The sequence below is a fragment of the Nonomuraea spiralis genome (genome assembly GCF_014648435.1).
GTDB lineage: Bacteria > Actinomycetota > Actinomycetes > Streptosporangiales > Streptosporangiaceae > Nonomuraea > Nonomuraea spiralis.
Window position 1 is genome coordinate 77,910 of record NZ_BMRC01000010.1, and the last position, 21,724, is coordinate 99,633.

Sequence of the window (21,724 nt, forward strand, 5' to 3'; positions counted from 1 at the left end):
GTTCCTCTCTAGCGTTCCCAGGGGAATCTCTTCTCGGTCGCGTAGTCCACGAGCCTGCGGCGTACCTCGGGGCCGGACATGAGCCTGCCGAACTCCTCGACCGCCACCCGCTCGGTCTCGTCGGAGAGGATCCACAACTCGCGGAAGTAGCGCTTCATGTCCCCGACGATCGGCCGGTCCAGCTTCGTCAGCCGGTACGCCAGCCGCCGCACGAGCGCCTCCGGGTCGTCCGACACCTCGTCCACCAGGTGGAAGGCGGCGGCCTCCGCGGCACTCACCGGCTGGGTGCTCAGCGTCATCGCGTACGCCTTCTGAAAGCCCGTACGCCGGATCAGGAACGGCAGCACGCAGCACGGCAGCAGCCCCCACAGCGCCTCGGGGAGGCTGAAGGTGCTGCGCCCGGCGGCGAAGACGAAGTCGCTCGCGGCGGCCAGCCCCACGCCGCCGCCCGCCGTCCGGCCGTCCACCCGGGCGACCACCGTGACCGGTGTCTCGGTGAAGCGCCGCAGCAGCCCGAAGAAGGCCCGGCCGCCGTCGGCGACGTCGCCGCCGGCCGCCTCCTCCAGGTCCATGCCGGTGCAGAAGACGCCGTCCCCGCCCTCCAGCAGGAGGATGCGGCAGCCGGGGTCGTGCTCGGCCGCGTCCAGGACGGCGCCGAGTTCGTGGATGGCGTGGTCGTCGATCGTGGCCCGGCGCAGCCTGTGGCGCATGACCGCCTGCGTCAGCTCCATCGGTACTCCCGGTGGAAGTCGGCGATGCGGTCCAGCACCAGCAGGTCGCGCCCGGCGAAGGCGTCCTCGTACAGGTCGCCGTACGGCTTGGGGTCGAGCACCGCGTCCCGCACGCCGAAGGCGCGGTCGGCGCTCAGCTCGGTCAGCGCGTCCAGGTCCGCGACGGTGATCTCGCGCCGCTCGTCCAGCGCCTCGGCGATGCCGCTGCGCCGCTGGGGCGGGATCACGCCGCTGAAGAACTCCGACGCGCAGCCCGACCCGTACGAGAACAGCCCAGCCCGTCGCGGCACGTCGAAGCCGCCGTGGTCGATCAGCGAGCACAGCGCCAGGTAGAGCGCGGCCGAGTAGGTGTTGCCCACCCGCATCCCGTAGACCAGGGACGGCGTCACCCGCGCGGCGAAGTCGGCCTCGATCTCGCGCGGTCCCATGCCCTTGAGCTTGCGCAGCAACATCCGGTGCGCGCCCTTCACCATGCCGGCGAACGGCGTGTGCAGCGCCAGGTAGTCGAAGGTGCGCACGATGTCGGCCCCGCTCACCCGCCGCCCGTAGGCCGCGAAGCACTCCTCGACGCAGCGCATGTACGCCAGCAGCGACAGGTCGGGGTCGACCGCGTCCGTGTCGTGCCGCGGCCGGGCCGTGTCCATCACCTCGAAGGTGTGGTAGCCGTTGGCGCCCTGGTCGAGCCGCAACACCCGCGCGTCCTCGCCGACCAGCATCGCCACCGCGCCGGCGCCCTCCGAGGGCTCCCAGTAGGTGGACTTCGCCGTGCCACTGGCCGCGTCCGTGGCGATGGCCAGCGCCTTCACGCCGGGGACCGGGCTCGCGCCGACGACGGCCGCCGCGCACTGCAGCGCGCCCGTCCCGCCGTAGCAGGCGTGTTTGACCTCGAACGACCGGCAGGCCGGGTTCAGCCCGAGATGGTGGTGGATGTAGGTGCTGATCGGCTTGCCGAAGTCGAGGCCCGACTCCGTGCCGACGACCAGCAGCTCGATCCGGTCCCTGTCCTCGGGCGCGAGCGCGTCCACCAGCGGCCGGGCGGCGTTCACCGCGTTGGTGACCGGGTCCTCGCAGGGCAGGTTGACCGAGCGCTGCTCCATCATCAGGTTGCCGAAGCGGTTCACGTCCAGGCCGCGCGCGTCGAACAACGCGCGCACGTCCGTGTACGCCCGGCCGACGTACGCGTTGATCGCCTCGATCCCGGGAGCCATGGGCTAGGGCACCATCAGGACGTCGTTGATGCTGGCCGGGACGAACAGCCGGTCCCACTGGCCGCCGCCGTGCCGCTCCGGCACCCGTTCCACGTCGTAGACCTCTTTGCGCATGCCCTCGCTCCGGTCCACCTCGCGCACCGCCTGGTAGTCGTCCGGTTCGCGCAGGTGGATGAGGGCGTGCAGGCGGTCCTGCCGGCCCCACGTCTGCTCGTAGATGTAGGCGGTGGCCCGGCCTTCGAGGTCGCCGTTGACGTACTGGGACCAGTCGTAGAGGAACTGCCGTCCCTCCTCGCGCAGCTCGTAGCGCACGTCGGCGCTGCGCAACACGATCGCCCCGGCGGTCGCCGAGTTGAGCTGCTCCTTCTGCGTGGTCTGGTGCGTCGCGGGCGGCACGAACGTGCCCGGCACGTCGTGCACGTCGTCGGTGAACCCGTGCTGCGGGCACATGACGGTCTCTTGCAGGCTGCCGTGGACGAACATCTTCTCCCAGTTGCCGCCGCCCTTCTTGGGCAGCCGGTCCTTGAGCGAGATCTGCTGGAACGCCTCGTCGTGGTCGACCATCTCGATGAGCTTGCTGTACTTCTCGGGCGACTTCATGTGCACGAACCAGTGCAGGCGCTCCCGCACGCCGAAGACCTCCTCGTAGCAGAAGGTCGTGGCGACGCCGGCCTGGGCCCGGTTCATGTAGTCGAGCAGGTCGACGCTGAAGTCGCGGCCCTCGCGGGCCATGCCGTACTCCAGCATCCCCACGCGGTGGATGATCAGGCCCGCGTTGCCCGAGTGCAGCAACTGGTCGGGGGGCAGGGTGGTCTGATACTGCGCCGGCTTCGTCATGCCCCGAATGTCGCCCACGAGGGCGGGAACCTCCGCTCAATATTGAGCAGGGCCCTCGCGGGCGTCCCGGGACGGCTCAATTTTGAGCAGCAGGACGTCCGGCCGATCGGCTTAGCCTCTCCTGTGCCTGACATGCCTCTGGGAGCCCGCGAGCTGCTGGTCTTCATGCTGCAACTGGGCCTGCTGCTCGGTCTCGCCGTCCTGCTCGGCCGCCTGGCCGCGCGCCTGCGCATGCCCGCCATCGTCGGCGAGCTGACCGTGGGCGTGCTGCTGGGACCGTCCGTGCTGCACCACGTCGCCCCCGGCCTGAAGTTCACCCAGCTCCACCTGCTGGACGCGGTGGGCCAGGTCGGCGTCCTGCTGCTCGTCGCCATCACCGGCATCCAGCTCGACTTCGGGCTCGTCCGCCGCCGCGGCGCCACCGCCGCCAAGGTGAGCGTCGCCGGGCTGGTCGTGCCGCTGGCGCTCGGCGTGGCCGCCGGCTACCTGCTGCCCGCCTCCCTGCTCACCGAGGGCACGAGCGTCACCGTCTTCGCCCTGTTCCTGGGGGTGGCCACGTGCGTCAGCGCGATCCCGGTGATCGCCAAGACGCTGACGGACATGAAGCTCCTGCACCGCGACGTCGGCCAGCTCTGCCTGACCGCCGGGATGGTGGACGACGCGTTCGGCTGGTTCATGCTCTCGATCGTCTCGGCCATGGCGACCACCGGTGTGCGTACCGGCCAGATCGTGTTGTCGCTGGTCTACCTCGTCGCCCTCGTGCCGTTCGCCCTGTGGGTCGGCCGTCCCCTCGTCCGCTGGACGATGAGGGCGGCCACCCGGTCGGCCGAGCCGGGCCCGGCCGTGGCCGCCGCCGTGGTCCTGGTGCTGCTGGCGGCCGCGGGCACGCACGCGCTCGGCCTGGAGGCCATCCTCGGGGCGTTCGTCTGCGGCGCCCTGATCGGCCGTTCCGGTCACGCCGACGCCGCGTGGCTGGCCCCGCTGCGGACCGTCGTCCTCAGCGTGCTCGCGCCGCTGTTCTTCGCGTCGGCCGGTCTGCGCATGGACCTGACGCTGCTGGCCCGGCCGGACGTCCTGGCGGCGTCGGGCGTCGTCCTCGGCGTGGCCATCGTGGGCAAGTTCCTCGGGGCCTGGCTGGGGGCGCGGCTGAGCCGGCTGGGCGGCTGGGAGGCGTTCGCGCTGGGGGCCGGCATGAACGCGCGCGGCGTCATCGAGGTCATCGTGGCGATGGTCGGCCTGCGCGTCGGCATCATCGACACGGCGATGTACACCATCGTGATCGTCGTCGCGATCGTCACCTCGCTCATGGCCCCGCCGATCCTGCGCGTCGCGATGCGGCGGGTCGAGCTCACCGCCGAGGAAAACCTGCGCCGGGCCGAGCACGACGAGCTCGTCGAACCCGTACGACGGACCTGACCACCGGGGCCTGACCATCGGGGCCTTGCTACCGGGGGACGACGATCGCCGTGGCCAGCAGCCCGGCCGAGGCGCCCCAGCGGCCCGCGAACTCCGTCACCGGCGCGTCCGGCGGCAGCAGCCTGGCGTGGAAGCGCCCGTCGAGCGAGAAGTCCAGGGAGCCGTCGAGGAAGCCCAGCCACTCCCCGGTCAGCGGGAACCACGCCTTGTAGACCGACTCCTTGGCGCTGAACAGCAGCCGGTCCCAGCAGGTGTCCGGCCGCAGGGCGCTGAGCTCGTGCACCATCGCGGCCTCCTCCGGCCGCGCGACCATGCGGAAGACCCGTTCGGGCAGGCGTTCGTGCGGTTCGGCGTCGATGCCGATGGTCCGTACGTCCGCCGCGCCGGCCACCGCCGCCGCCCGGAATCCCGCGCAGTGCGTCATGCTGCCCACGGCGCCGGCCGGCCACCGGGGCGCGCCGCGCCGCCCCGGGACGATGGGCGCGGGGGGCAGGCCGAGGGCCGCCAGCGCCTCGCGGGCGCAGTGCCGTACGGTGGCGAACTCCCGCCGCCGCTTGGCGACCGCCTTCCTGACGGCCGCCCGCTCCTCGGGGAAGAGCCGCACGTCCGGCGCGTCGCCGTACGCGGTCGAGACGGCCACGTTGCCGGGAACGAGTGCTTCGATCACCGGACGCCCCTTCCGATCGGCGGCGCCTGTCCGACTCCGCCTACCCACGGACCGCCGCCTCGATCGCGCTTGCCCGGCTCGTCCCGTCCTATCCCTCGGCGTCGCCGCCGAGCGGTTCGAGCACGAAGACCGGGATCTGGCGGTCGGTCTTGAGCTGGTACGCGGCGTACTCCGGGTACGCGGCCACCGCCCGCCGCCACCAGGTCGCCTTCTCCTCCCCCGACACCTCGCGCGCCCGGTACACCCGGTTCACGGTGCCGTCCTGGAGCTCGACGACCGGCTCGGCGAGCACGCTGGCGTACCACTGGGGGTTGACCGGCGCGCCGCCCAGGGACGCGACGGCCGCGTAACGCCCCTCGTGCTCGACCCGCATCACCGGCGTCCTGCGTACCTTGCCGGTCTTGGCGCCCCGGTAGGTCATCAGCACGACGGGCAGGTCGTGGATGGTGACGCCGTCGGTCGTGCCGGTGCTCATGATCTGCTCGACGTGCTCGCGGACCCATGCCGACGCGCTGGGCTCGTACTCGCCGGTCAGCGCGGCCCGCGGCTCCGCCGCCGGGGCGTGCCGCCGGCCGGGACGCCGGTCCACGTTGTCGGTCAGGGTGTGCAGGACGCCGGGCAGCCCGGCCACCGTCTCGGCCGGCAGGCCGGCCACGGTCTCCTCGGCCAGGTCGCACCAGAGCCGCTTGACCTGCTCGGCCAGCGCCCTGCCGCTGTCGGTGAGCTCGACCACGCTGGCCCGCTTGTCCGACGGCGCCGGCGTACGGCGGATGTGCCCGGACGCCTCCAGCTTGCGGGTCATGAGCGTGACACTGGGCGGCTCGCAGCCGAGCGCCTCGCTGAGCTGCGCCTGGATCCTCGGTCCCGTCCGGTCGAGTTCGAGCAGCAGCGCCTCCTGCCCCGGGTGCAGGCCAAGCGGGGCCAGCAGCGTGGCGGCCCTGGCCCGGTGGCGCAGGCTCAGCAGGCGGATGGCCTGGTTGATGGCGTCGGCTTGCGCGAAGTCCATGATCGCTCCTTGACGAAAATTAGTTATCTGCATAATAGTTATCCGCGTAACCGAATCCTACACGGCTTCGGGCCGCCGCGCGTGGTTCCTCCGACGCGGCCCCCACAAAGACGCGCCCACAGCAGAACGGAAAGAAGTCATGACGAGCATCGGCACCGCCCCCCGGCGGGCCACCACCCCTCGGACAGTCCCCGCCTGGATGATCCTGGCGCTGGCCTGCGCCGCGCAGTTCATGGTCATTCTGGACGCCTCCATCGTCAACGTCGCCCTGCCCGCGATCCGCGGGGAGCTCGGCTTCACCGCCACCGGGCTCGCCTGGGTGGTGAACGGCTACCTGCTCGCCTTCGCCGGCTTCATGCTGCTGGGCGGCCGGGCCGCCGACCTGTTCGGCCCGCGCCGGATGCTGGTCTCCGGGCTGGTGCTGTTCTCGGCCGCCAGCCTGGCCGGCGGACTCGCGACCACCCCCGGGGTCCTGGTCGCGGCCCGCGTCGCGCAGGGCGTCGGGGCCGCCATGATGGCCCCGGCCACGCTGGCCGTGATCAACACCTTCTTCACCGAGCCGGGGGCGCGGGCCAGGGCGTTCGGCGCCTGGTCCGCCGCGGGCGGCGTCGGCGGGATGATCGGCGCGGTGGCCGGCGGGGCCATCACCACCGGCCTGTCGTGGCGCTGGGTCTTCCTGATCAACGTGCCCATCGGCGCGCTGCTGATCACCGTGGCCCTGACCGCGCTGGCCGGCGCGCACACCGGGCGGCGCGAGCCGCTCGACCTCACCGGCGCCGTCACCGGGACGGCGGGGTTGGCCGCGCTCATCTACGGCGTCATGCGGAGCGCCGACCACGCCTGGCTCTCCGGCCAGGTCCTCGTGCCCGTGCTGGCCGGGCTGCTGCTGCTCGCCGTCTTCGTCGTGGTCGAGGCGCGCTTCGCCGACCGTCCGATGATGCCGCTGCGGCTGCTCAGGATCCGGGGGGTGGCCGTCGGCAACGGCATGTTGCTGCTGTTCGGCGGGATCACCATCGCGATGTGGTACTTCTCCTCCCTGTTCCTGCAGAACGTCCTGGGCTTCAGCGCGCTGCAGGCCGGGCTCGGGCAGACGCCGGCGGCGGTGACGTTCATGCTGGTCGCACGGGGGTCCGCGGCGCTGCTCCCGCGTACGGGGGTGCGTCCCCTGGTGCTGGCCGGCAGCGCCGGATTCCTGGCCGGGTTCGGCTGGCTCTCCCTGGCCCAGGCCGACAGCGCCTACCTCACCGGCGTACTCGGGCCCACGCTGCTCGTCGCGGCCGGGATCGGGCTGACGTTCCCCACCCTCATGGCCGCGGCGACCGCCGACGCCCCCGAGGGCGACGCGGGCGTCATCGGCGGCCTGGCCAACACCGCGAGCCAGGTCGGCGGCTCGATCGGCCTGGCGGTCCTGGCGACGGCCGCGAGCGGCGCCGCCGCCGCGGGCACCCCTGCCGCCCTCGCCGACGGCTACGACCTGGTCTTCCTCATCGCGGCCGGGCTCGGCCTGGCCATCGCGCTGGTCAGCTTCCTGCTGCCGCGCCGCCCGCGCGGATGACCGCGCCGCGGGACACAGAGATCACCTTCAGCCCTTCCACCGAGGAGACACCCATGTCCATCGCCTTCGACCCGATCGCCGTCGGCCGTACCAAGCTCGCCAACCGGCTCGTCATGGCCCCGATGACCCGCAGCCGCGCCCGTGACGGGCTGGTGACGGAGCTGACCGCGCGCTACTACGGCCAGCGCGCCTCAGCCGGGCTGATCGTCACGGAGGGCGTCCAGCCGTCGGCGGTCGGCCAGGGTTACCCGTTCACGCCCGGACTGCACAGCGCCGAGCAGGTCGCCGCCTGGCGCGGGGTCACCGGCGCCGTGCACGCCGCGGGCGGGAAGATCTTCGCCCAGCTCCTGCACACCGGCCGGATCGGCCACCCCGTCCTGCTGCCCGAGGGCCTGGTCCCGGTCGCGCCGTCGCCGGTGGCCGCGCGGGGGCAACTCTTCACCCCCGACGGCGCGAAGGACTTCGTCACCCCGCGCGAGCTGACGGCGGCCGAGATCGAGCAGACCGTCGCCGACTTCGCCGCCGCCGCCCGCAACGCCGTCGAGGCCGGCTTCGACGGCGTGGAGCTGCACGGCGCCAACGGCTACCTGATCCACCAGTTCCTCTCCCCCGGCACCAACCGGCGCACCGACGGCTGGGGCGGCTCGGTCCCGGGCCTCGTACGGTTCGCCGTGGAGGTCGTCTCGGCGGTGGCCGGGGCGATCGGGGGCGACCGTACCGGGCTGCGGATCTCGCCCGGCATGCCGAACAACGACATGCACGAGCCCGACCCCCGTCCCGTCTACGAGGAGCTCGTCAGCCGGACGGCCGCGCTGGACCTGGCGTACCTGCACGTCATGGAGGCCGGCGACCGGGAGCTGACCCGGGAGCTGCGGCGGCGGTTCTCCGGCGCGCTGATCCTCAACCCGCACACCGGCGACCGCCCGACCGGCCCGGAGGAGCTCGCGCTGATCGACGACGGGACCGCGGACCTGATCGCCTTCGGGCGGCTCTTCCTCGCCAACCCCGACCTGCCCCGCCGCCTGGCGACCGGCTCGCCGCTCAACGCCGCGGACCCGGCCACCTTCTACGACGGCGGCGCCGAGGGCTACACCGACTACCCGGCCCTCCCCTGACCCGCCGGGACCGAGCGCTCCCCGTCGGCGCTACGGCCCGGGCCAGTACGTGGCCGGGTCGCGGAGCTGGGCGGTGAACGAGCGCACCCAGTCGAGCTCGGCCCTCCGCAGGGCCTGAGGGAAGGCGTGGTCGGCCAGGGACACCGGCGCGCGGCCGTCCCGGACGGCGGCGTCGAGGGCCTGGCCGGTCTCGGCGACGTGCCGTTCCATGCGGGCGGCGCGGTGGTCGAGAAGGGCGATCACCTCGGCCTTGGGCAGGGCGGATATGAACATCAGCGCGACGGTGAAGCCGGGGGTGTCGTCCTCGGGGCCGTCGAGCAGGTCGCGCAGCCACTCCCGCAGCGTCGCGGCGCCCGCCTCGGTGATGCGGTGGACCGTGCGCTCGGGCCGGGCGCCGTCGCGGACCGTCTCGCCCTCGCTGATGAGGCCGGCGCCGGACAGGCGGGGCAGGACGTCGTAGAACGACGCGTTCTTGATCTTCAGGGTGCGGTCGTGGCCGCGTTCGCGCATCGCCGTACGCATGTCGTAGACGTGCCGGGCCCGCTCGGCGAGCAGGCCGAGCACGGCGACGGTCAAGGGGCTGCGTAAAGGACGCGGCGGCACAGGAGGCTCCCAATAGTCGAATTCGACCAACCGAGTTCGATCATGCCGAAGGGCATGTCCGACGTTCCGCAGGGCTCTTTCGGGGAGCCCTGCGGCGCGGAAATTCAGCGTGCGGAATTTTCCGCGGAATTCATTCCCAACGTGACGGCGGCGAGCACGGCGGCGAAAATCCCGGAATCGTTTTGTGATCGGAAAGCGTCCTTATCGATCACCCGCGTCAGGCCGTGGCCTCCCGGACGATCTTCACCATCCGGACCTTGCCGTTGGCCTCCGGGGTGATCGAGTCCACCGTACGCGCGGTCACCTCGAAGTCCGTGGCCACGGCGGCCACGGCGTCACGGACCGTGACGGCCAGGTCGGCGGGGGCCGACGGCGAGGGCACCAGCAGGATCTCCACCGCGCCCGGCCGGTGCTGGAGCACCTGTACGCCGCGTATGCCCGCCGTCGGCATCACCGCCGGGTTGGTGAGGAAGTTGGCGTGCACCGTACGCCCGTCGGCGGCCACGACGCGGTCCTCGGTCCGGCCCTGGATACGCCGGAGGATCGGGGTGTGGAACACGCGGCACGGGCAGTCGTCCGGCTCGATGAGCACGCGGTCGCCGAGCCGGTAGCGGATCAGCGGCATCGCCTCGGCATGCAGCCGGGTCACCAGGATCTCGCCCTCGCCGTCCTCCAGCGACACGCTGCTGTCGTCGTGCAGCACCTCCACCACCACGTCCGCCGAGCGCAGGTGCATCGTGCCCTCGGTGCAGGTCCGGGCGATCGTGTACGCCTCCACCGAGGCGTACACCTCGTGGCCGCGCGCCCCGAAGTAGCCCAGCACGTCCGCGCGGGCCTCGGGGGTGAGCGTCTCCCCGGCGAAGATGACGGTGTGCACGCCGCGGTAGACGACCTTCCTGCGGCGCAGCTCGTCCACGAGGGTGGCGATGCAGCCGGGGAAACCCCACAGGAACGTCGGCCGCCCGCTCAGGAACGCGTCGACCTGCTCGTCCAGGCTCCGGCTGGTGTTGACGTGGACGGTACGGGCCAGGCCGAGCCGCTGGAGCCGGTGCGGCCGGAACTCGCCCACCCGGAAATAGCCGATCCGGTCCCAGGGGCGCAGGCCCGAGGCCAGCAGGTCCTGGAGGTAGGTGGCGCGCAGGTAACCGAGGTCGCCCTCGGAGTAGAAGGGGCGGATGGGCACGCCGGAGGATCCGCTGGTGGGCGCCTCGCGGGTGTTGTCGGGGGTGAACCCGGTGGCCATCAGCTCGGCGGGCGGCAGGTCGCGCAGCGTCGCGCGGTCCAGCATCGGCAGGGCGGCCAGGTCGGCGGCGGTGGACAGCGCGGCCACGGCGTCGGCCGGGAGAACGCGGCGGTAGTACGGCACGTTGGCGTGCGCGTGGCGGACGAGCCCGGTCAGCAGCCGGTCCTGCACGGCCCGCAGCCGGACCGGGTCCAGCCGGTCCCGCGAGCGCGCCAGGTACAGGTTCCGCACCACCGGCACCACCGGGATCGTGCTGGGCAAGCCCTTCATGAGGTCTCCTTCCTCAGCGTGGCCAGCATGACCCCGCCCTTGACCACCTCGCCCGCGCAGTACGCGAGCAGCGCGCCGAACGCCGCCGCGGCGGGCACCAGGAACCATCCGGCGGCGGCGACCACCGCGAACTGCAGGCACGCGGCCACCGCCGCCAGCCGCCGCCCACGGTCGTCGGTGTTCTCCACGAGCAGGAACGCGGGCAACACCGCCGCCGTCAGCACCGCCTCCACCAGCAGCGCCGCGCCGGTCGCCACCACGCCCCGCTGGCCGCCCGCCAGCAACACGGAGAGCACGACCACCGCCACGACCCCGGCCGGCACCGCGGGCGCCAGGATGCGGCGGGCCATCCGCCGGGCGCCGGCCTCGCCCATGCCCTCGATCCAGACCGCCACCCGCGGCTGGAGGATGCGCAGCAGGTACGACACGCCCATGACGACCACGGACAGCGCCACCGACCACACGTAGAAGACGCTGGTCTTCTGCGCGTCGTCCAGGTGCGCGAAGTACGCGAACGTCACCGAGGTGGCCGCGACGCTGGTCACCTCGCCGACGCTGAGCAGGGCCGCGGCCCGTACCGCCGGACGGTAGGCGCCCTTGCCGGGAGCGCCGGGGCGCCTGCGCAGCAGCCCGGCCGCCAGCACGCCGTTGAGCACGGCCAGCACGCCCACGTGGACGGCCAGCAGCCCGTTGGCCCCCATCCCCGTCCAGGCCACCAGCCCCACGCCGGACGCCTGCGCGACGGCGAGCGTCAGGTACGCGAACACGTCGGCCCGCGCCCGCCCGCGCAGCCGGTTCAGCGCCGCCATGACGGCGCAGCAGCCGAGCCCGCAGGCGTAGGCCGCGGCGGCGGCGTACCTGGCGGGCGCGCCGCCGGGATCGGCCGCCGCCAGGGCCAGCCACACCGGCACGGCCAGCGTGAACGGCGTGGCCGCCAGCAACATGAACAGCGGCCGCAGCCCCTGCCCGCCGCGCCGCGGCACCAGCGCGAGCGCCGCCTTCTCGATGCCGCTCGACGTCAGCGCGAGCAGCCAGCCCGACACGCCGTTGGCGGTGGCGTACAGGGCGAACTCGTCGGCGCCCCACATGCCGAGCAGGACCAGGTTGGCGGTCCACAGCGCGGCGCGGAACGCGCCGCGCCCGGCGAACAGGGCCGCCGTCACCGCCACCAGGCGGGGCGGTGGCCTGCGCCGCAGGCCCACGATCACTGCCGGGCCCGCGCCGACTCGACGAACCTGCCCTTGCCGCCCGGCGTCAGCGTGACCCGCTCGGCGCGTTCGAACAGCACCTCGACCGGGCCGCCCACCTGCCGGGCCAGCCCGCTCCGGTAGGCCGCGGCGACCTCCTCGAAGTCCCGGCCCTCCTCGGGGACCAGGTGCACGGTGACCTGCCCGCCGGCGTCCTGGCGGACCATGCTCTCGGCCACGCCCGGCGTCCACATGGCCAGCGACAGGAACGTGGCCGTGTAGACGCGGTGGCCGCCGGGGAAGGTGATGTAGTCGTCGGACCGGCCGCCGGTCACGCGCATGCGCATGAACCGGTTGCCGCACCCGCACTCCCCCGGCACGATCATGCCGCGGTCGCCCAGGCGGTAGCGGAGCAGCGGCATCGCGCGCTCCCTGAAGTGCGTCACCACGACCGCGCCGTCCTCGCCGTCGGGCACGGGTAAGCCGTCGTCGTCCACGATCTCCAGGCGGACGCGGTCCTCGTCCACGTGCATCGAGCCCCGGTCGCACTGGGTGGAGACCGTCAGCACCTCGTACGCCGAGTACTCGTCGTACACCGGGACGCCGAAGCCGTTCGCCAGCAGCTCGCGCACCTCGTCGGTGAGCAGTTCGGAGTCGGTCATGACCATGCGCAGCGTGCGCCGCAGCCGGGCCAGGTCGGCGGGCCCGGCGGCGCGCAGCAGCCCGCGCAGCACCACCGGGTAGCCCATGATCAGGTGCGGGCGCACCTTCAGCACCTCGGCCAGGATCCTGGCGTCGCCCTGACCGGCGCCGATGACCGTACGCGGGAACAGGCCGAGCCGCTGGAACCAGCGCAGCGGGCGCGGGAACGGCTTGATGTGCGCGATCCGCCACCACGGCCGGTAGCCGGACAGCAGGAAGCGGCGGAAGACGGTCGCGCCGTGGTAGCCGTAGGCGGCCACGTCGTGCCGGACCTCCAGGACGCGGCCCGTGGTCCCGCTGGTACGGTCCAGCCGGTAGTCCTTCTCGGTCAGGCCGGGCACGTGGAAGCGGGACAGCTCGCCGTCCAGCACGGTGGCCTTGTCCAGGACCGGCAGCCGGGCCAGGTCGGCCAGGCTGTCCAGGGGCACGTCGTAGCGCGGGTCGGCGTAGTGGGGCACGTGCGCGCGGGCGAAGGCCAGCAACTCGCGCAGGCCGTCGAGGGTGGTGCGGTCGGTCTCGGCGCGCGGGCGGCGGATGGCGCGGAAGGCGTCCACGACGTGCCGCACCTCCCGTACGGCGACGCCGAGTCCGTGGCTCACTGCACGTCCCCGATCTCGAACCGGAGCAGTGCGGCGGCCTCGTCGAGCACCCCGGCCAGCGTGTCCCGGTCGGCGGCGGTGGCGGTCAGGTAACCCAGCTTGGCGCCGGCCCGCGTGTAGCGGTCCACGTGGTCGCCGGGGGCGGCGGCCAGCACGAGGTCGACGATCCCGGGCAGGCCCCTGACCTCGCCCTCGCCGTCCACCCGGATCAGCTTCCCGTCGCGTTCGGCGCCGAGCACGCGGACCGCGCCGTACCTGGCGGCGGTGGGGGTCAGGCGGGGCGTCTCGCCCATCGCCGAGAGCACGTACTGCTCGACCACGTCCACGCCGTGGACCAGGCCCAGCAGCTCGGCCAGGCCGTTGCCGCCCAGGCGGGCGCCCATCTCGACGAGGACGACCTCGCCCGTCCCGGTCACCAGCACGTCGGCGCTCAGCGGGCCCTCGCGCAGCCCGGTCTCGGCGCAGACCGCGTCGAGCATCGGGCGTACGGCGTCGGTGATCGCGGCCTGGCCCGGCATGGTGTGCTGGACGGTGATGAACAGCGGCGGCGGGGTCAGCTCCCGTTCGGCCAGCCCGATCAGCGCCACCTTCCCGCCGATCACGAACGCCTCGGCCGTGTAGTGGGCGCCCTCCAGGTACTCCTCGGCCACGACCCGCCCGGACAGCGACCATTCCCTGGCCAGCCGTACGGCCTCGGGCAGCTCGTCCGGCGTGTGGCACAGCGACACGCCGCGGCTGCCGGAGGAGTCCACCGGCTTGACCATGAGCGGGAAGTCCAGGTCGAGGGCGTCCCGCAGGACCTCCTCCTCGGGGCCGCTCACGTGCCGGGGGCCGGGCAGGCCGAGCCGGGCGCACATCGCGCGGAACCAGCCCTTGTCGACCGAGCCGCGTACGGCGCCGTCCGACAGACCGCAGGGCAGGCCGAGCCGTTCGGCGAGGGCGAGCTGCGAGGGCAGGTTGACGTCGCTGGCCGGGGACACCACGCCGGCCAGGCCGTCCCGCTCGGCCAGCGCCCGCGCGACCCGCGGCACGTCCCGGGTGCTGAGGTCGAGGAACTCGTCGGCGTGCGCGACGCCGGGGGCGTCGGCCCGCATGTCCACGCAGATCGTGCGCACGCCGAGGCGGGCCGCCGCGCGGATGGTGCTGATGGCGCCGTCCGCGCCGCCGAGGACCGCCAGGGTGCGGCGGGCGCCGGTCATGAGATCCTCCCGGCGAGCAGGTCCATGGAGTCGACCGGCACGTTGGCCTCCCGTACGAGGAACAGCGGCGGACGGGCCTGACCGCGAGAGATGTGCAGAAGTGTGCGGGCGACCAGGGCCAGCCCGAACAGGGCGGCGGCCAGCGCCAGCCCGAACAGCGCCGTGCTGCCGGTGAACCCGGCCAGCAGCGCCACGGGCAGGCCGATCAGGCCCGCCCACACCGCGGCCGAGATCGGCCGCGACGAGAAACCGAAGAACAGGTCGAGGGAGTGCCTGGCCAGCCCGCGCACGGTCACCTTGGACGAGCCGTGCGCCCGCGGCCGGTGCGCGGTCGGCACGGTCGTCCAGGCCCGCGTCAGGCGCGGCAGCGTGGCCAGGAAGTACGGTGTGCCGAGCCGCAGGTCCACGATCCGGCGCGCGATCTCCGTACGGACCAGCCGGAACGTCGTCGCGCGCGGCGGGATCTCGATGCCCAGCAGCCGCCGGGCCAGCCAGTCGTGCACGATCGAGGCGGTCCTGCGCGGCCACGGGTCCTTGCGGTCCACCCGGATGCCGAACACCGCGTCGTACCCGTCGGCCGCCCGCTCGATCAGCAGCTTGGCCTCGGCGGGCGGGAACTGCAGGTCGGCGTCCAGGTGCAGCACCCAGGGGTTGCGGGCGTACCGGTAGCCGGCCGAGAAGGCGGCCTCGACGCCGAAGTTCCTGGAGAACGACAGGAACGACACCCGATCGTCACTCTCGGCGATCACGCGAATGCGCGCCAGCGTCTCGTCCGTACTGCCGTCGTCGACGAAGAGTATTTCGAGATCCGCCTGGTCACCCAGCGCGTCGGCGATTTCGCGATACGTGTCAGGGATGTTGTCGGCTTCGTTCAGGCACGGAACGACCACGGTGAGTGCCAGGCCGTCCGGCGGAACTGGAAGCGGGTGTTCATTCATGAAACGGTCTTCACCACGTGCATCATCCCCGGTTCACCCCGTACGGGCCCGGGCATTCCCACCCGGCTACGACCCCGGTTGCGGAATATATCCGGACATGTCAGAAGAAAGATAGGTATTGATTTGGTTCCGGGCGGTTTGTTAGGAAAGATCTTCACGCGGGGCCGCTGGGTCATGCGCATTGTCAGGGGGCATTCATGTTTGTGCTCGGCATCAGCCAGGTCCACGACTCGGCGGCGGCCTTGGTGGCCGACGGGACGATCGTGGCCTTCGCCGAGGAGGAGCGGTTCACCAGGGTCAAGCACGACGGCCGGTTTCCCGCGCAGGCCGTGCGCTACTGCCTGGAGGAGGCCGGCATCACGCTGGCGGACGTGGACCACGTCGCCTACTACTGGCAGGCGCCACGTGAGACGATGCACGCCCTGAGCCACTTCGTCCGCCACCTGCCGGAGACGCTGGCCGTCTTCCGCAACGACGCCGGCGACTACGGCGACAAGGCCAGCGGCCTGCTGGACACGCTCTCCGACCAGAAGGGCCAGGCCCACCCCGACGACTACAACGTCGGCGGCGCGCTGCTGCTGCACCTGCGGCGCGGGTTCACGCTGGAGACGATCCTGCGCGAGTCGCAGGGGTTCAGTGGCCGGACGAAGTTCAAGGTCCACCTGATGGACCACCACCGGGCCCACGCCGCCAGCGCCTTCTTCATCTCGCCGTACCAGGAGTCGGCGATCATCACCTGGGACGGCATCGGCAGCGACGGCACCTCCACCTACCTCGGGCTGGGCAAGGGCGGCCGGATCCACGACATCCGCCGGGTGAAGTTCCCGCACTCGCTGGGCGCCATGTACGCCGGCGTGACCGGCTACCTCGGCTTCAACCCCACCAGGGACGAAGGCAAGGTCATGGGCCTGGCCGCGTACGGCACCGACCGGTACGTGGACGACTTCGCCGACCTGGTCCGCTTCGGCCCCGACGGCTACTTCGAGCTGGACCTGAGCTGGTTCCGCCACCACGCCACCGGCAAGCACCAGATGTCGCCCAAGTTCCTGGAACGCTTCGGCCCGGCCAGGCCGCGCGAGCGCGCCACCCCCTCCCAGCACTACGCCGACGTCGCGTACGCGCTGCAGGCCACGCTGGAGCGCACCGGCCTGCACGTCGCGCGCTGGCTCCAGGCCAAGACCGGGCAGACCCGGCTGGTCACCGCCGGCGGCGTCGCGCTGAACAGCGTCATGAACGGCCGCATCCTGCTGGAGACGCCGTTCGAGGACTTCTTCGCCCAGCCCGCCGCCGCCGACGACGGCTCCGCCCTGGGCTCGGCGCTGCTGCTCGGCGTGGAGAAGCTCGGCATGCGCCGCCCTCGCGACCAGGAGTACATCTTCCTCGGCCCGCAGTTCTCCGAGGAGGAGATGGAGAAGGCGCTCAAGGACGCCGGCCTGGAGTACCGGCGTACCGACGACATCAACGACACGACGGCGCAGGCGCTGGCGGACGGCAAGATCGTCGGCTGGTTCCAGGGCCGCATGGAGTGCGGGCCGCGCGCGCTCGGCAACCGCTCGATCCTGGCCGACCCGCGCCGGGCCGACGCCAAGGACCGGCTCAACGAGAAGGTCAAGCACCGCGAGCCGTTCCGCCCCTTCGCGCCCTCCTGCCTGGCCGAACGCTCCGGCGAGTACTTCGCCAGCGGCTACCCCTCGCCCGTCATGCTGCTCGTGTTCGACGTGCTGGAGCACCAGCGGGACAAGGTGCCGGCGATCACGCACGAGGACGGCACCGCCCGCGTCCAGACGGTCACGGCCGCCGACAATCCGCGTTACCACGCGATGATCTCGCGCTTCGCGGAGCTGACCGGCGTGCCCATGGTGGTCAACACCTCGTTCAACGACAACGAGGAGCCCATCGTGTGCACCCCGGACGACGCCGTGCGCTGCTACCTCAAGACCGACATGGACGCCCTGTCCCTGGGACCGTTCTTCACGGAGAAGGCTGTTCGTTGAGACGATGGTTGTGGCTGGCGCCCGCCGTACTGGGCGCCGCGGCGGCCACTCTGATCATGGTGATCCTGCCGGCGGACCGTACCCTGGACAATCCGCTCGAAGCCCTGTGGAAGGTCAGCCCGCTGGTGTTCGCGGTGCTGGCCGTGGCCGGGTTCCCGCGGCGGCCCGGCCTCGGGATGGCCCTGGTCTGCGCGCTGGTCGTCGGCTACATGGGGGTGCTCGACACCGTCAACGTGCTGCACATCTTCGCCTACGCCGAGTCCGCCGACCAGAAGGCCGCCTTCCCCGAGCTCTACCAGTTCATGATCTTCATGAACGCGTTCACCGTGCTGGCCGCGCTGTTCGCCTACCGGCTGGGCGGGGCGCGCTCGGACCGCGTGCTGAAGGTCGGCCTCGCCGGCATCCTGATCATCATCTCCGGGCTGAACGACCTGGGCATGTGGCTGCTCGGCGACTGGCCCGACGGCCGGCCCGCCGTCCTGACCTGGGCCTCGCACATCGCGGTGTTCGTCGGCGGGCCGCCCAGCGTGGCCGTGGCGGTGATCTTCTGCGTCGTGCACTTCGTCCTGGCCGGGATCGTGCTGGCGCTGCCCGTGCGGCGGTGGCTCGACCGGCTGGTCCCCGCCGCATGAACGCCGATTTAGTCGTCGTCGGCTCGGGCCTGTTCGGGCTCACCGTGGCCGAGCGGTGCGCGAACGAGCTGGGACTGCGCGTGCTGGTGCTGGAGCGCCGCGACCACATCGGCGGCAACGCCTACAGCGAGCCCGAGCCGCAGACCGGCATCGAGGTCCACCGGTACGGCTCGCACCTGTTCCACACCGCCAACGCCCGCGTGTGGGAGTACGTCAACCGGTTCACGTCGTTCACGCCGTACCAGCACCGGGTGTACTCCGTACACAAGGGGCAGGTCTACCCGATGCCCATCAACCTGGGCACGATCTGCGCCTTCTTCGGCCGCCACCTCAGCCCCGACGAGGCGCGTGACCTGGTGGCCCGGCAGGCCGCCGAGGTCACCCGGGCCGGCAACCTGGAGGAGAAGGCGATCTCGCTGATCGGGCGGCCGCTGTACGAGGCGTTCATCCGCGGCTACACCGCCAAGCAGTGGCAGACGGCCCCGGCCGAGCTGCCCGCCGAGATCATCGGCCGGCTGCCGGTGCGGTACACCTTCGACGGGCGTTACTTCGACGACCCGTACCAGGGGTTGCCCACCGACGGCTACGCCGCCTGGCTGGAACGCATGGCCGACCATCCCAACATCGAGATCCGGCTCGGCGCCGACTTCTTCGACCTGCGGGAGAGCCTGGCCGGTGCGGTGCCCGTCGTCTACACCGGCCCCCTGGACCGCTACTTCGGGTACGCCGAGGGCGAGCTCGGCTGGCGCACGCTCGACTTCGAGACCTCCGTGCTGCCGACCGGCGACTTCCAGGGCACGTCGGTGATCAACTACGCCGACGAGGACCTGCCGTGGACGCGCATCCACGAGTTCCGCCACCTGCACCCGGAACGCACCTGGTACCCGGACGACGCCACGGTCATCATGCGCGAGTTCTCCCGCTTCGCCGGCCGCACCGACGAGCCGTACTACCCGATCAACACCCCCTACGACCGTGCCCGGCTGCGCAGCTACCGGGACCTGGCCAAGGGCGAGCGGGACGTGTGGTTCGGCGGCCGTCTGGGCACCTATCAGTACCTCGACATGCACATGGCCATCGCCGCCGCCCTCACCCTGTACGAGAACCGCCTGCGCGCCCGGTTCGCGGCCCGCGTGCCGGAGTAGGGGCGGCCCCGGGCAGCCTCGGGCGGATCGGAATTGTCGGTTGTGCCGGAACAGCGGGAAGGCCACACTTCTGGCATGCAGGTAACCGTGCGCCTCGACGGAGAGGCGCCGACCGCCCCCGCCCTCTCCTCACTGGAACGGCAGCTCCGCGGCGACAGCGCCATCCGCGGCGCGGAGATCAGGCCCCTGCCCGGACCGCCCGAGCCCGGGACCATGAACGGCACGGTCGACGCCCTCATGGTCGCCGTCTCGGCCGCGTCCGGCGGGCTCGGCGTCGCGATCGTCCAGGCGGTGGCCGGCTGGCTCAGGACACAGCGCCACAGCTTCACGGTCAAGGTCAGCCACGGCGAGCGCACGCTTGAGCTCACCGTGGACGCGGCCAAGGACCCCGAGAAGGTGATGGAGGTCGCCCGGCGGCTGGCCGAGATGCTCGAACCCCCCGCCTCATGACCGCCTGGCCCGACCCGGCGCGCTGCCGGGCCGTCCTCATCGGCACGACGACGTACACCGACCAGGTCATGTGGCCCGCCCTGCCGGCGGTGCGGGCCAACGTCACGGATCTGGGCGAGGTGCTCACCAGCCCGCGTTCGTGGCACCTGAGCCGCGACCACTGCGCGCGGCTCATCGACCCGGCCAGCTCCGACCACGTCCTCGACCTGATCCACGACGCGGCCACCGAGGCCGCCGACACGGTCTTCATCTACTACTCAGGCCACGGCGAGAAGACCGAGAACGACCTGCTGCTGCCCATCGCCACCACCCGGCCCGACCGGCTGCGGATCGGCGGCGTGCGGTTCTCGGTCATCCGGGAGATCATCCGCGAGCGCCGGGCTCCGCGCGCCGTGGTCGTGCTCGACTGCTGCTACAGCGGCATGGCCCACGGGATGAGCGGCGCGGCCCTGCGCGGGCTGATCGACACGACCAGCGCGTACGTCCTGACGTCCTCGGCCAGGGACACCCTGTCGCTCGCGCCGCCGGGCGAGCGGCACACCGCCTTCACCGGCGAACTGCTCAAGATCCTCCAGGAGGGCATCCCCGCCGGCCCCGCCGACCTGTCCATCGGCGACGTCACCCGCGCGCTGCGCTACCGGCTGCTCGACCGGCGGCTGCCGCTGCCCGAGTACAGCCAGGCCGGCGCGGCGGACGAACTGCCGCTCATACGCAACAGACCGGCGCCGGGACGCCCCCGGCCCGAGCCGGCCCGGCCGGACATCCGCCCGGCCGGCACGGCACGCGGGACGGGCCGGGCGGCCGGCATCTGCTTCGGCACGGCCAACTCCGTCATCACCGTCATCGAGAACGGCGAGCCCACCGTCGTCCCCAGCGCCGAGGGCTCCCCGTCCATGCCGTCCGTGGTGACCTTCGCCAAGAACGGCGAGGTCCTGGTGGGTGAGGTCGCCAAGCGGCACCTCGTCATCAACAGCGAGCGAACGGTCCAGGGGGTCGCCGGCAAGCTGGGCACCGACTGGTCGCTGCGGATCGACGGGACGACGTACTCGGCGCAGCAGGTCAGCGCGTTCGTGTTGCGCAGGCTGAAGGAGAACGCCGAGGCGCACCTGGGTGAGCCGGTCACCGACGCGGTGATCACCGTCCCGGCCTTCTTCGACGACGCCCAGCGCCAGGCCACCACGGAGGCCGGCGCGCTGGCCGGGCTCAACGTGCTGCGCCTGATCAACGAGCCGACCGCGGCGGCCCTGGCGTACGGGCTCGACGAGGAGCCGGATCGCTCGGCCCTGGTCTTCGACCTCGGCGGCAGCAGCCTCGACGTGTCCGTCCTCTACATCGGCGACGGTTTCGTCGAGGTCCGGGCGACCCACGGCGACACCGGGCTCGGCGGCGAGGACTGGGACCGGCGGATCGTGGAGGAGTTGGTCAGGCGGTTCAAGAAGACCACCGGCGTCGATCTGACCAAGGACCGGATGGCGCTCCAGCGGCTGACCGAGGCCGCGGAGCGGACCAAGATCACCCTGACCGGCGCGCGGGACGCGCGCGTCGACCTGCCCTACATCACCGCCGGCAAGGAGGGCCCCCTCCACCTCGAGACCACGCTGACCCGTAAGGAGTTCCAGGCCCTGACCGCCGACCTGCTCGACCGGATCAGGACGCCGTTCCTGTCGGCCGTCGGGGACGCCGGCCTCAGGATCTCCGACCTCGCGTACGTGGTGCTGGCCGGGGGCGCTAGCCGCATGCCCGCCGTGTCGGCGCTGGTCAAGGAGCTGTCCGGCGGCAGGACGCCCCTCACCCGCCTCGGCCCGGCGGAGGCCGCCTCCATCGGCGCGGCGCGGCAGGCCGGCGTGCTCAAGGCCGACGTGACGCCGATGACGCTCGGCCTCCAGGGCAAGGGCGGCGTCCTGCGCAAGGTCATCGAACGCGACGTGCCGGTCCCCGTCGAGCGCACGGTCACGTTCACCACGACCGCCGACGGCCAGTCGTCGTTGCGGATCCGGGTCTACGAGGGCGAGCAGCCGACCGCCGCGCTCAACGCCGTCCTGGGGACGTACACGGTGAGCGGCATCACCGCGGCTCCGCGCGGCGAGCCGCGGATCGAGGTCACGTTCGGCCTGGACGCCGACCTGGCCTTCACGGTCTCGGCGCGGGAGGCGGCGACCGGCCGGCGGCTCACGGTGACCCAACAGCCCACCTGACCCCGCGTCGCGTTCGGGGACGGGCCGCGCGC

19 protein-coding genes are annotated in these 21,724 nt (G+C 72.4%); 8 read left to right on the forward strand and 11 right to left on the reverse strand.

Annotation, left to right across the window (positions count from 1 at the left end; translation table 11 throughout):
* Positions 1–8 precede the first annotated feature (8 nt).
* The 3 genes from IEZ27_RS25060 to IEZ27_RS25070 are packed head-to-tail and all read right to left on the reverse strand — an operon-like array spanning position 9 to position 2,776.
* A complete protein-coding gene (locus tag IEZ27_RS25060; RefSeq protein ID WP_189649478.1) occupies positions 9–731 on the reverse strand; it encodes an enoyl-CoA hydratase-related protein in 723 nt (240 codons plus the stop codon).
* Positions 722–1,939: a hydroxymethylglutaryl-CoA synthase family protein gene (locus IEZ27_RS25065; protein ID WP_189649479.1), complete on the reverse strand. Its 1,218-nt coding sequence runs from the start codon at positions 1,937–1,939 to the stop codon at positions 722–724. The genes IEZ27_RS25060 and IEZ27_RS25065 overlap by 10 nt, the downstream gene beginning before the upstream one ends.
* A 3-nt stretch (positions 1,940–1,942) precedes the next feature.
* Entirely contained in the window at positions 1,943–2,776 is an 834-nt protein-coding gene (locus IEZ27_RS25070; RefSeq protein ID WP_125645273.1) for a DUF6039 family protein, read from the reverse strand.
* A gap of 132 nt (positions 2,777–2,908) precedes the next feature.
* Here IEZ27_RS25070 and IEZ27_RS25075 point away from each other — a divergent pair, with 132 nt between their 5' ends.
* Positions 2,909–4,192: a cation:proton antiporter gene (locus IEZ27_RS25075; protein ID WP_229824302.1), complete on the forward strand. Its 1,284-nt coding sequence runs from the start codon at positions 2,909–2,911 to the stop codon at positions 4,190–4,192.
* A 28-nt stretch (positions 4,193–4,220) separates the two neighbouring features.
* Here the strand turns inward: IEZ27_RS25075 and IEZ27_RS25080 are convergent, their stop codons facing one another.
* A complete protein-coding gene (locus IEZ27_RS25080; RefSeq protein WP_189649480.1) occupies positions 4,221–4,859 on the reverse strand; it encodes a 4'-phosphopantetheinyl transferase family protein in 639 nt (212 codons plus the stop codon).
* 88 nt (positions 4,860–4,947) lie between these two features.
* Positions 4,948–5,865 (reverse strand): nitroreductase/quinone reductase family protein, encoded by a 918-nt coding sequence (locus tag IEZ27_RS55300; RefSeq protein ID WP_189649481.1) that lies wholly within the window; start codon positions 5,863–5,865, stop codon positions 4,948–4,950.
* 139 nt (positions 5,866–6,004) lie between these two features.
* On the opposite strand from IEZ27_RS55300, the gene IEZ27_RS25090 reads away from it, so the two are divergent.
* Together IEZ27_RS25090 and IEZ27_RS25095 are read left to right on the forward strand one after the other, a co-directional pair.
* Positions 6,005–7,420: an MFS transporter gene (locus IEZ27_RS25090; RefSeq protein ID WP_189649482.1), complete on the forward strand. Its 1,416-nt coding sequence runs from the start codon at positions 6,005–6,007 to the stop codon at positions 7,418–7,420.
* Between the two features lie 53 nt (positions 7,421–7,473).
* Entirely contained in the window at positions 7,474–8,535 is a 1,062-nt protein-coding gene (locus IEZ27_RS25095; RefSeq protein ID WP_189649483.1) for an alkene reductase, read from the forward strand.
* 30 nt (positions 8,536–8,565) lie between these two features.
* Here the strand turns inward: IEZ27_RS25095 and IEZ27_RS25100 are convergent, their stop codons facing one another.
* The 6 genes from IEZ27_RS25100 to IEZ27_RS25125 all read right to left on the reverse strand — a co-directional run bounded on the left by IEZ27_RS25100 (position 8,566) and on the right by IEZ27_RS25125 (position 15,276).
* Positions 8,566–9,138: a PadR family transcriptional regulator gene (locus IEZ27_RS25100; protein ID WP_189649484.1), complete on the reverse strand. Its 573-nt coding sequence runs from the start codon at positions 9,136–9,138 to the stop codon at positions 8,566–8,568.
* A 217-nt stretch (positions 9,139–9,355) separates the two neighbouring features.
* Positions 9,356–10,651, reverse strand: coding sequence for a phenylacetate--CoA ligase family protein (locus IEZ27_RS25105; RefSeq protein ID WP_189649485.1), 1,296 nt, complete (start codon positions 10,649–10,651; stop codon positions 9,356–9,358).
* Positions 10,648–11,859 (reverse strand): hypothetical protein, encoded by a 1,212-nt coding sequence (locus IEZ27_RS25110; protein WP_189649486.1) that lies wholly within the window; start codon positions 11,857–11,859, stop codon positions 10,648–10,650. Before IEZ27_RS25110 ends, IEZ27_RS25105 begins: the two co-directional genes overlap by 4 nt.
* On the reverse strand, positions 11,856–13,139 hold the full coding sequence (locus IEZ27_RS25115; protein WP_189649487.1) for a phenylacetate--CoA ligase family protein: 1,284 nt from the start codon (positions 13,137–13,139) through the stop codon (positions 11,856–11,858). The genes IEZ27_RS25110 and IEZ27_RS25115 overlap by 4 nt, the downstream gene beginning before the upstream one ends.
* A complete protein-coding gene (locus IEZ27_RS25120; protein WP_189649488.1) occupies positions 13,136–14,338 on the reverse strand; it encodes an ATP-grasp domain-containing protein in 1,203 nt (400 codons plus the stop codon). Before IEZ27_RS25120 ends, IEZ27_RS25115 begins: the two co-directional genes overlap by 4 nt.
* Positions 14,335–15,276, reverse strand: a complete 942-nt coding sequence (locus IEZ27_RS25125) for a glycosyltransferase family 2 protein (protein WP_189649489.1) — start codon at positions 15,274–15,276, stop codon at positions 14,335–14,337. Before IEZ27_RS25125 ends, IEZ27_RS25120 begins: the two co-directional genes overlap by 4 nt.
* 197 nt (positions 15,277–15,473) lie before the next feature.
* Between IEZ27_RS25125 and IEZ27_RS25130 the strand changes: the two genes are divergently transcribed.
* The 5 genes from IEZ27_RS25130 to IEZ27_RS25150 all read left to right on the forward strand — a co-directional run bounded on the left by IEZ27_RS25130 (position 15,474) and on the right by IEZ27_RS25150 (position 21,692).
* Positions 15,474–17,270: a carbamoyltransferase family protein gene (locus IEZ27_RS25130; protein ID WP_189649490.1), complete on the forward strand. Its 1,797-nt coding sequence runs from the start codon at positions 15,474–15,476 to the stop codon at positions 17,268–17,270.
* Positions 17,267–17,902 carry a hypothetical protein gene (locus IEZ27_RS25135; RefSeq protein WP_189649491.1) on the forward strand — a complete coding sequence of 212 codons (636 nt, stop codon included), beginning with the start codon at positions 17,267–17,269 and terminating at the stop codon, positions 17,900–17,902. The genes IEZ27_RS25130 and IEZ27_RS25135 overlap by 4 nt, the downstream gene beginning before the upstream one ends.
* Positions 17,899–19,047: a UDP-galactopyranose mutase gene (gene glf, locus IEZ27_RS25140; RefSeq protein WP_189649492.1), complete on the forward strand. Its 1,149-nt coding sequence runs from the start codon at positions 17,899–17,901 to the stop codon at positions 19,045–19,047. The genes IEZ27_RS25135 and glf overlap by 4 nt, the downstream gene beginning before the upstream one ends.
* A gap of 75 nt (positions 19,048–19,122) precedes the next feature.
* Positions 19,123–19,497, forward strand: coding sequence for an effector-associated constant component EACC1 (locus tag IEZ27_RS25145; protein WP_189649493.1), 375 nt, complete (start codon positions 19,123–19,125; stop codon positions 19,495–19,497).
* Positions 19,494–21,692: a caspase, EACC1-associated type gene (locus IEZ27_RS25150; protein ID WP_189649494.1), complete on the forward strand. Its 2,199-nt coding sequence runs from the start codon at positions 19,494–19,496 to the stop codon at positions 21,690–21,692. Before IEZ27_RS25145 ends, IEZ27_RS25150 begins: the two co-directional genes overlap by 4 nt.
* Positions 21,693–21,724 lie beyond the last annotated feature (32 nt).

Coding starts and splice junctions, on each gene's coding strand:
- IEZ27_RS25060 (WP_189649478.1), bottom strand. CDS start 731: ATGGAGCTGACGCAGGCGGTCATGCGCCACAGGCTGCGCCGGGCCACG.
- IEZ27_RS25065 (WP_189649479.1), bottom strand. CDS start 1,939: ATGGCTCCCGGGATCGAGGCGATCAACGCGTACGTCGGCCGGGCGTAC.
- IEZ27_RS25070 (WP_125645273.1), bottom strand. CDS start 2,776: ATGACGAAGCCGGCGCAGTATCAGACCACCCTGCCCCCCGACCAGTTG.
- IEZ27_RS25075 (WP_229824302.1), top strand. CDS start 2,909: ATGCCTCTGGGAGCCCGCGAGCTGCTGGTCTTCATGCTGCAACTGGGC.
- IEZ27_RS55300 (WP_189649481.1), bottom strand. CDS start 5,865: ATGGACTTCGCGCAAGCCGACGCCATCAACCAGGCCATCCGCCTGCTG.
- IEZ27_RS25090 (WP_189649482.1), top strand. CDS start 6,005: ATGACGAGCATCGGCACCGCCCCCCGGCGGGCCACCACCCCTCGGACA.
- IEZ27_RS25095 (WP_189649483.1), top strand. CDS start 7,474: ATGTCCATCGCCTTCGACCCGATCGCCGTCGGCCGTACCAAGCTCGCC.
- IEZ27_RS25105 (WP_189649485.1), bottom strand. CDS start 10,651: ATGAAGGGCTTGCCCAGCACGATCCCGGTGGTGCCGGTGGTGCGGAAC.
- IEZ27_RS25120 (WP_189649488.1), bottom strand. CDS start 14,338: ATGACCGGCGCCCGCCGCACCCTGGCGGTCCTCGGCGGCGCGGACGGC.
- IEZ27_RS25125 (WP_189649489.1), bottom strand. CDS start 15,276: ATGAATGAACACCCGCTTCCAGTTCCGCCGGACGGCCTGGCACTCACC.
- IEZ27_RS25130 (WP_189649490.1), top strand. CDS start 15,474: ATGTTTGTGCTCGGCATCAGCCAGGTCCACGACTCGGCGGCGGCCTTG.
- glf (WP_189649492.1), top strand. CDS start 17,899: ATGAACGCCGATTTAGTCGTCGTCGGCTCGGGCCTGTTCGGGCTCACC.
- IEZ27_RS25145 (WP_189649493.1), top strand. CDS start 19,123: ATGCAGGTAACCGTGCGCCTCGACGGAGAGGCGCCGACCGCCCCCGCC.
- IEZ27_RS25150 (WP_189649494.1), top strand. CDS start 19,494: ATGACCGCCTGGCCCGACCCGGCGCGCTGCCGGGCCGTCCTCATCGGC.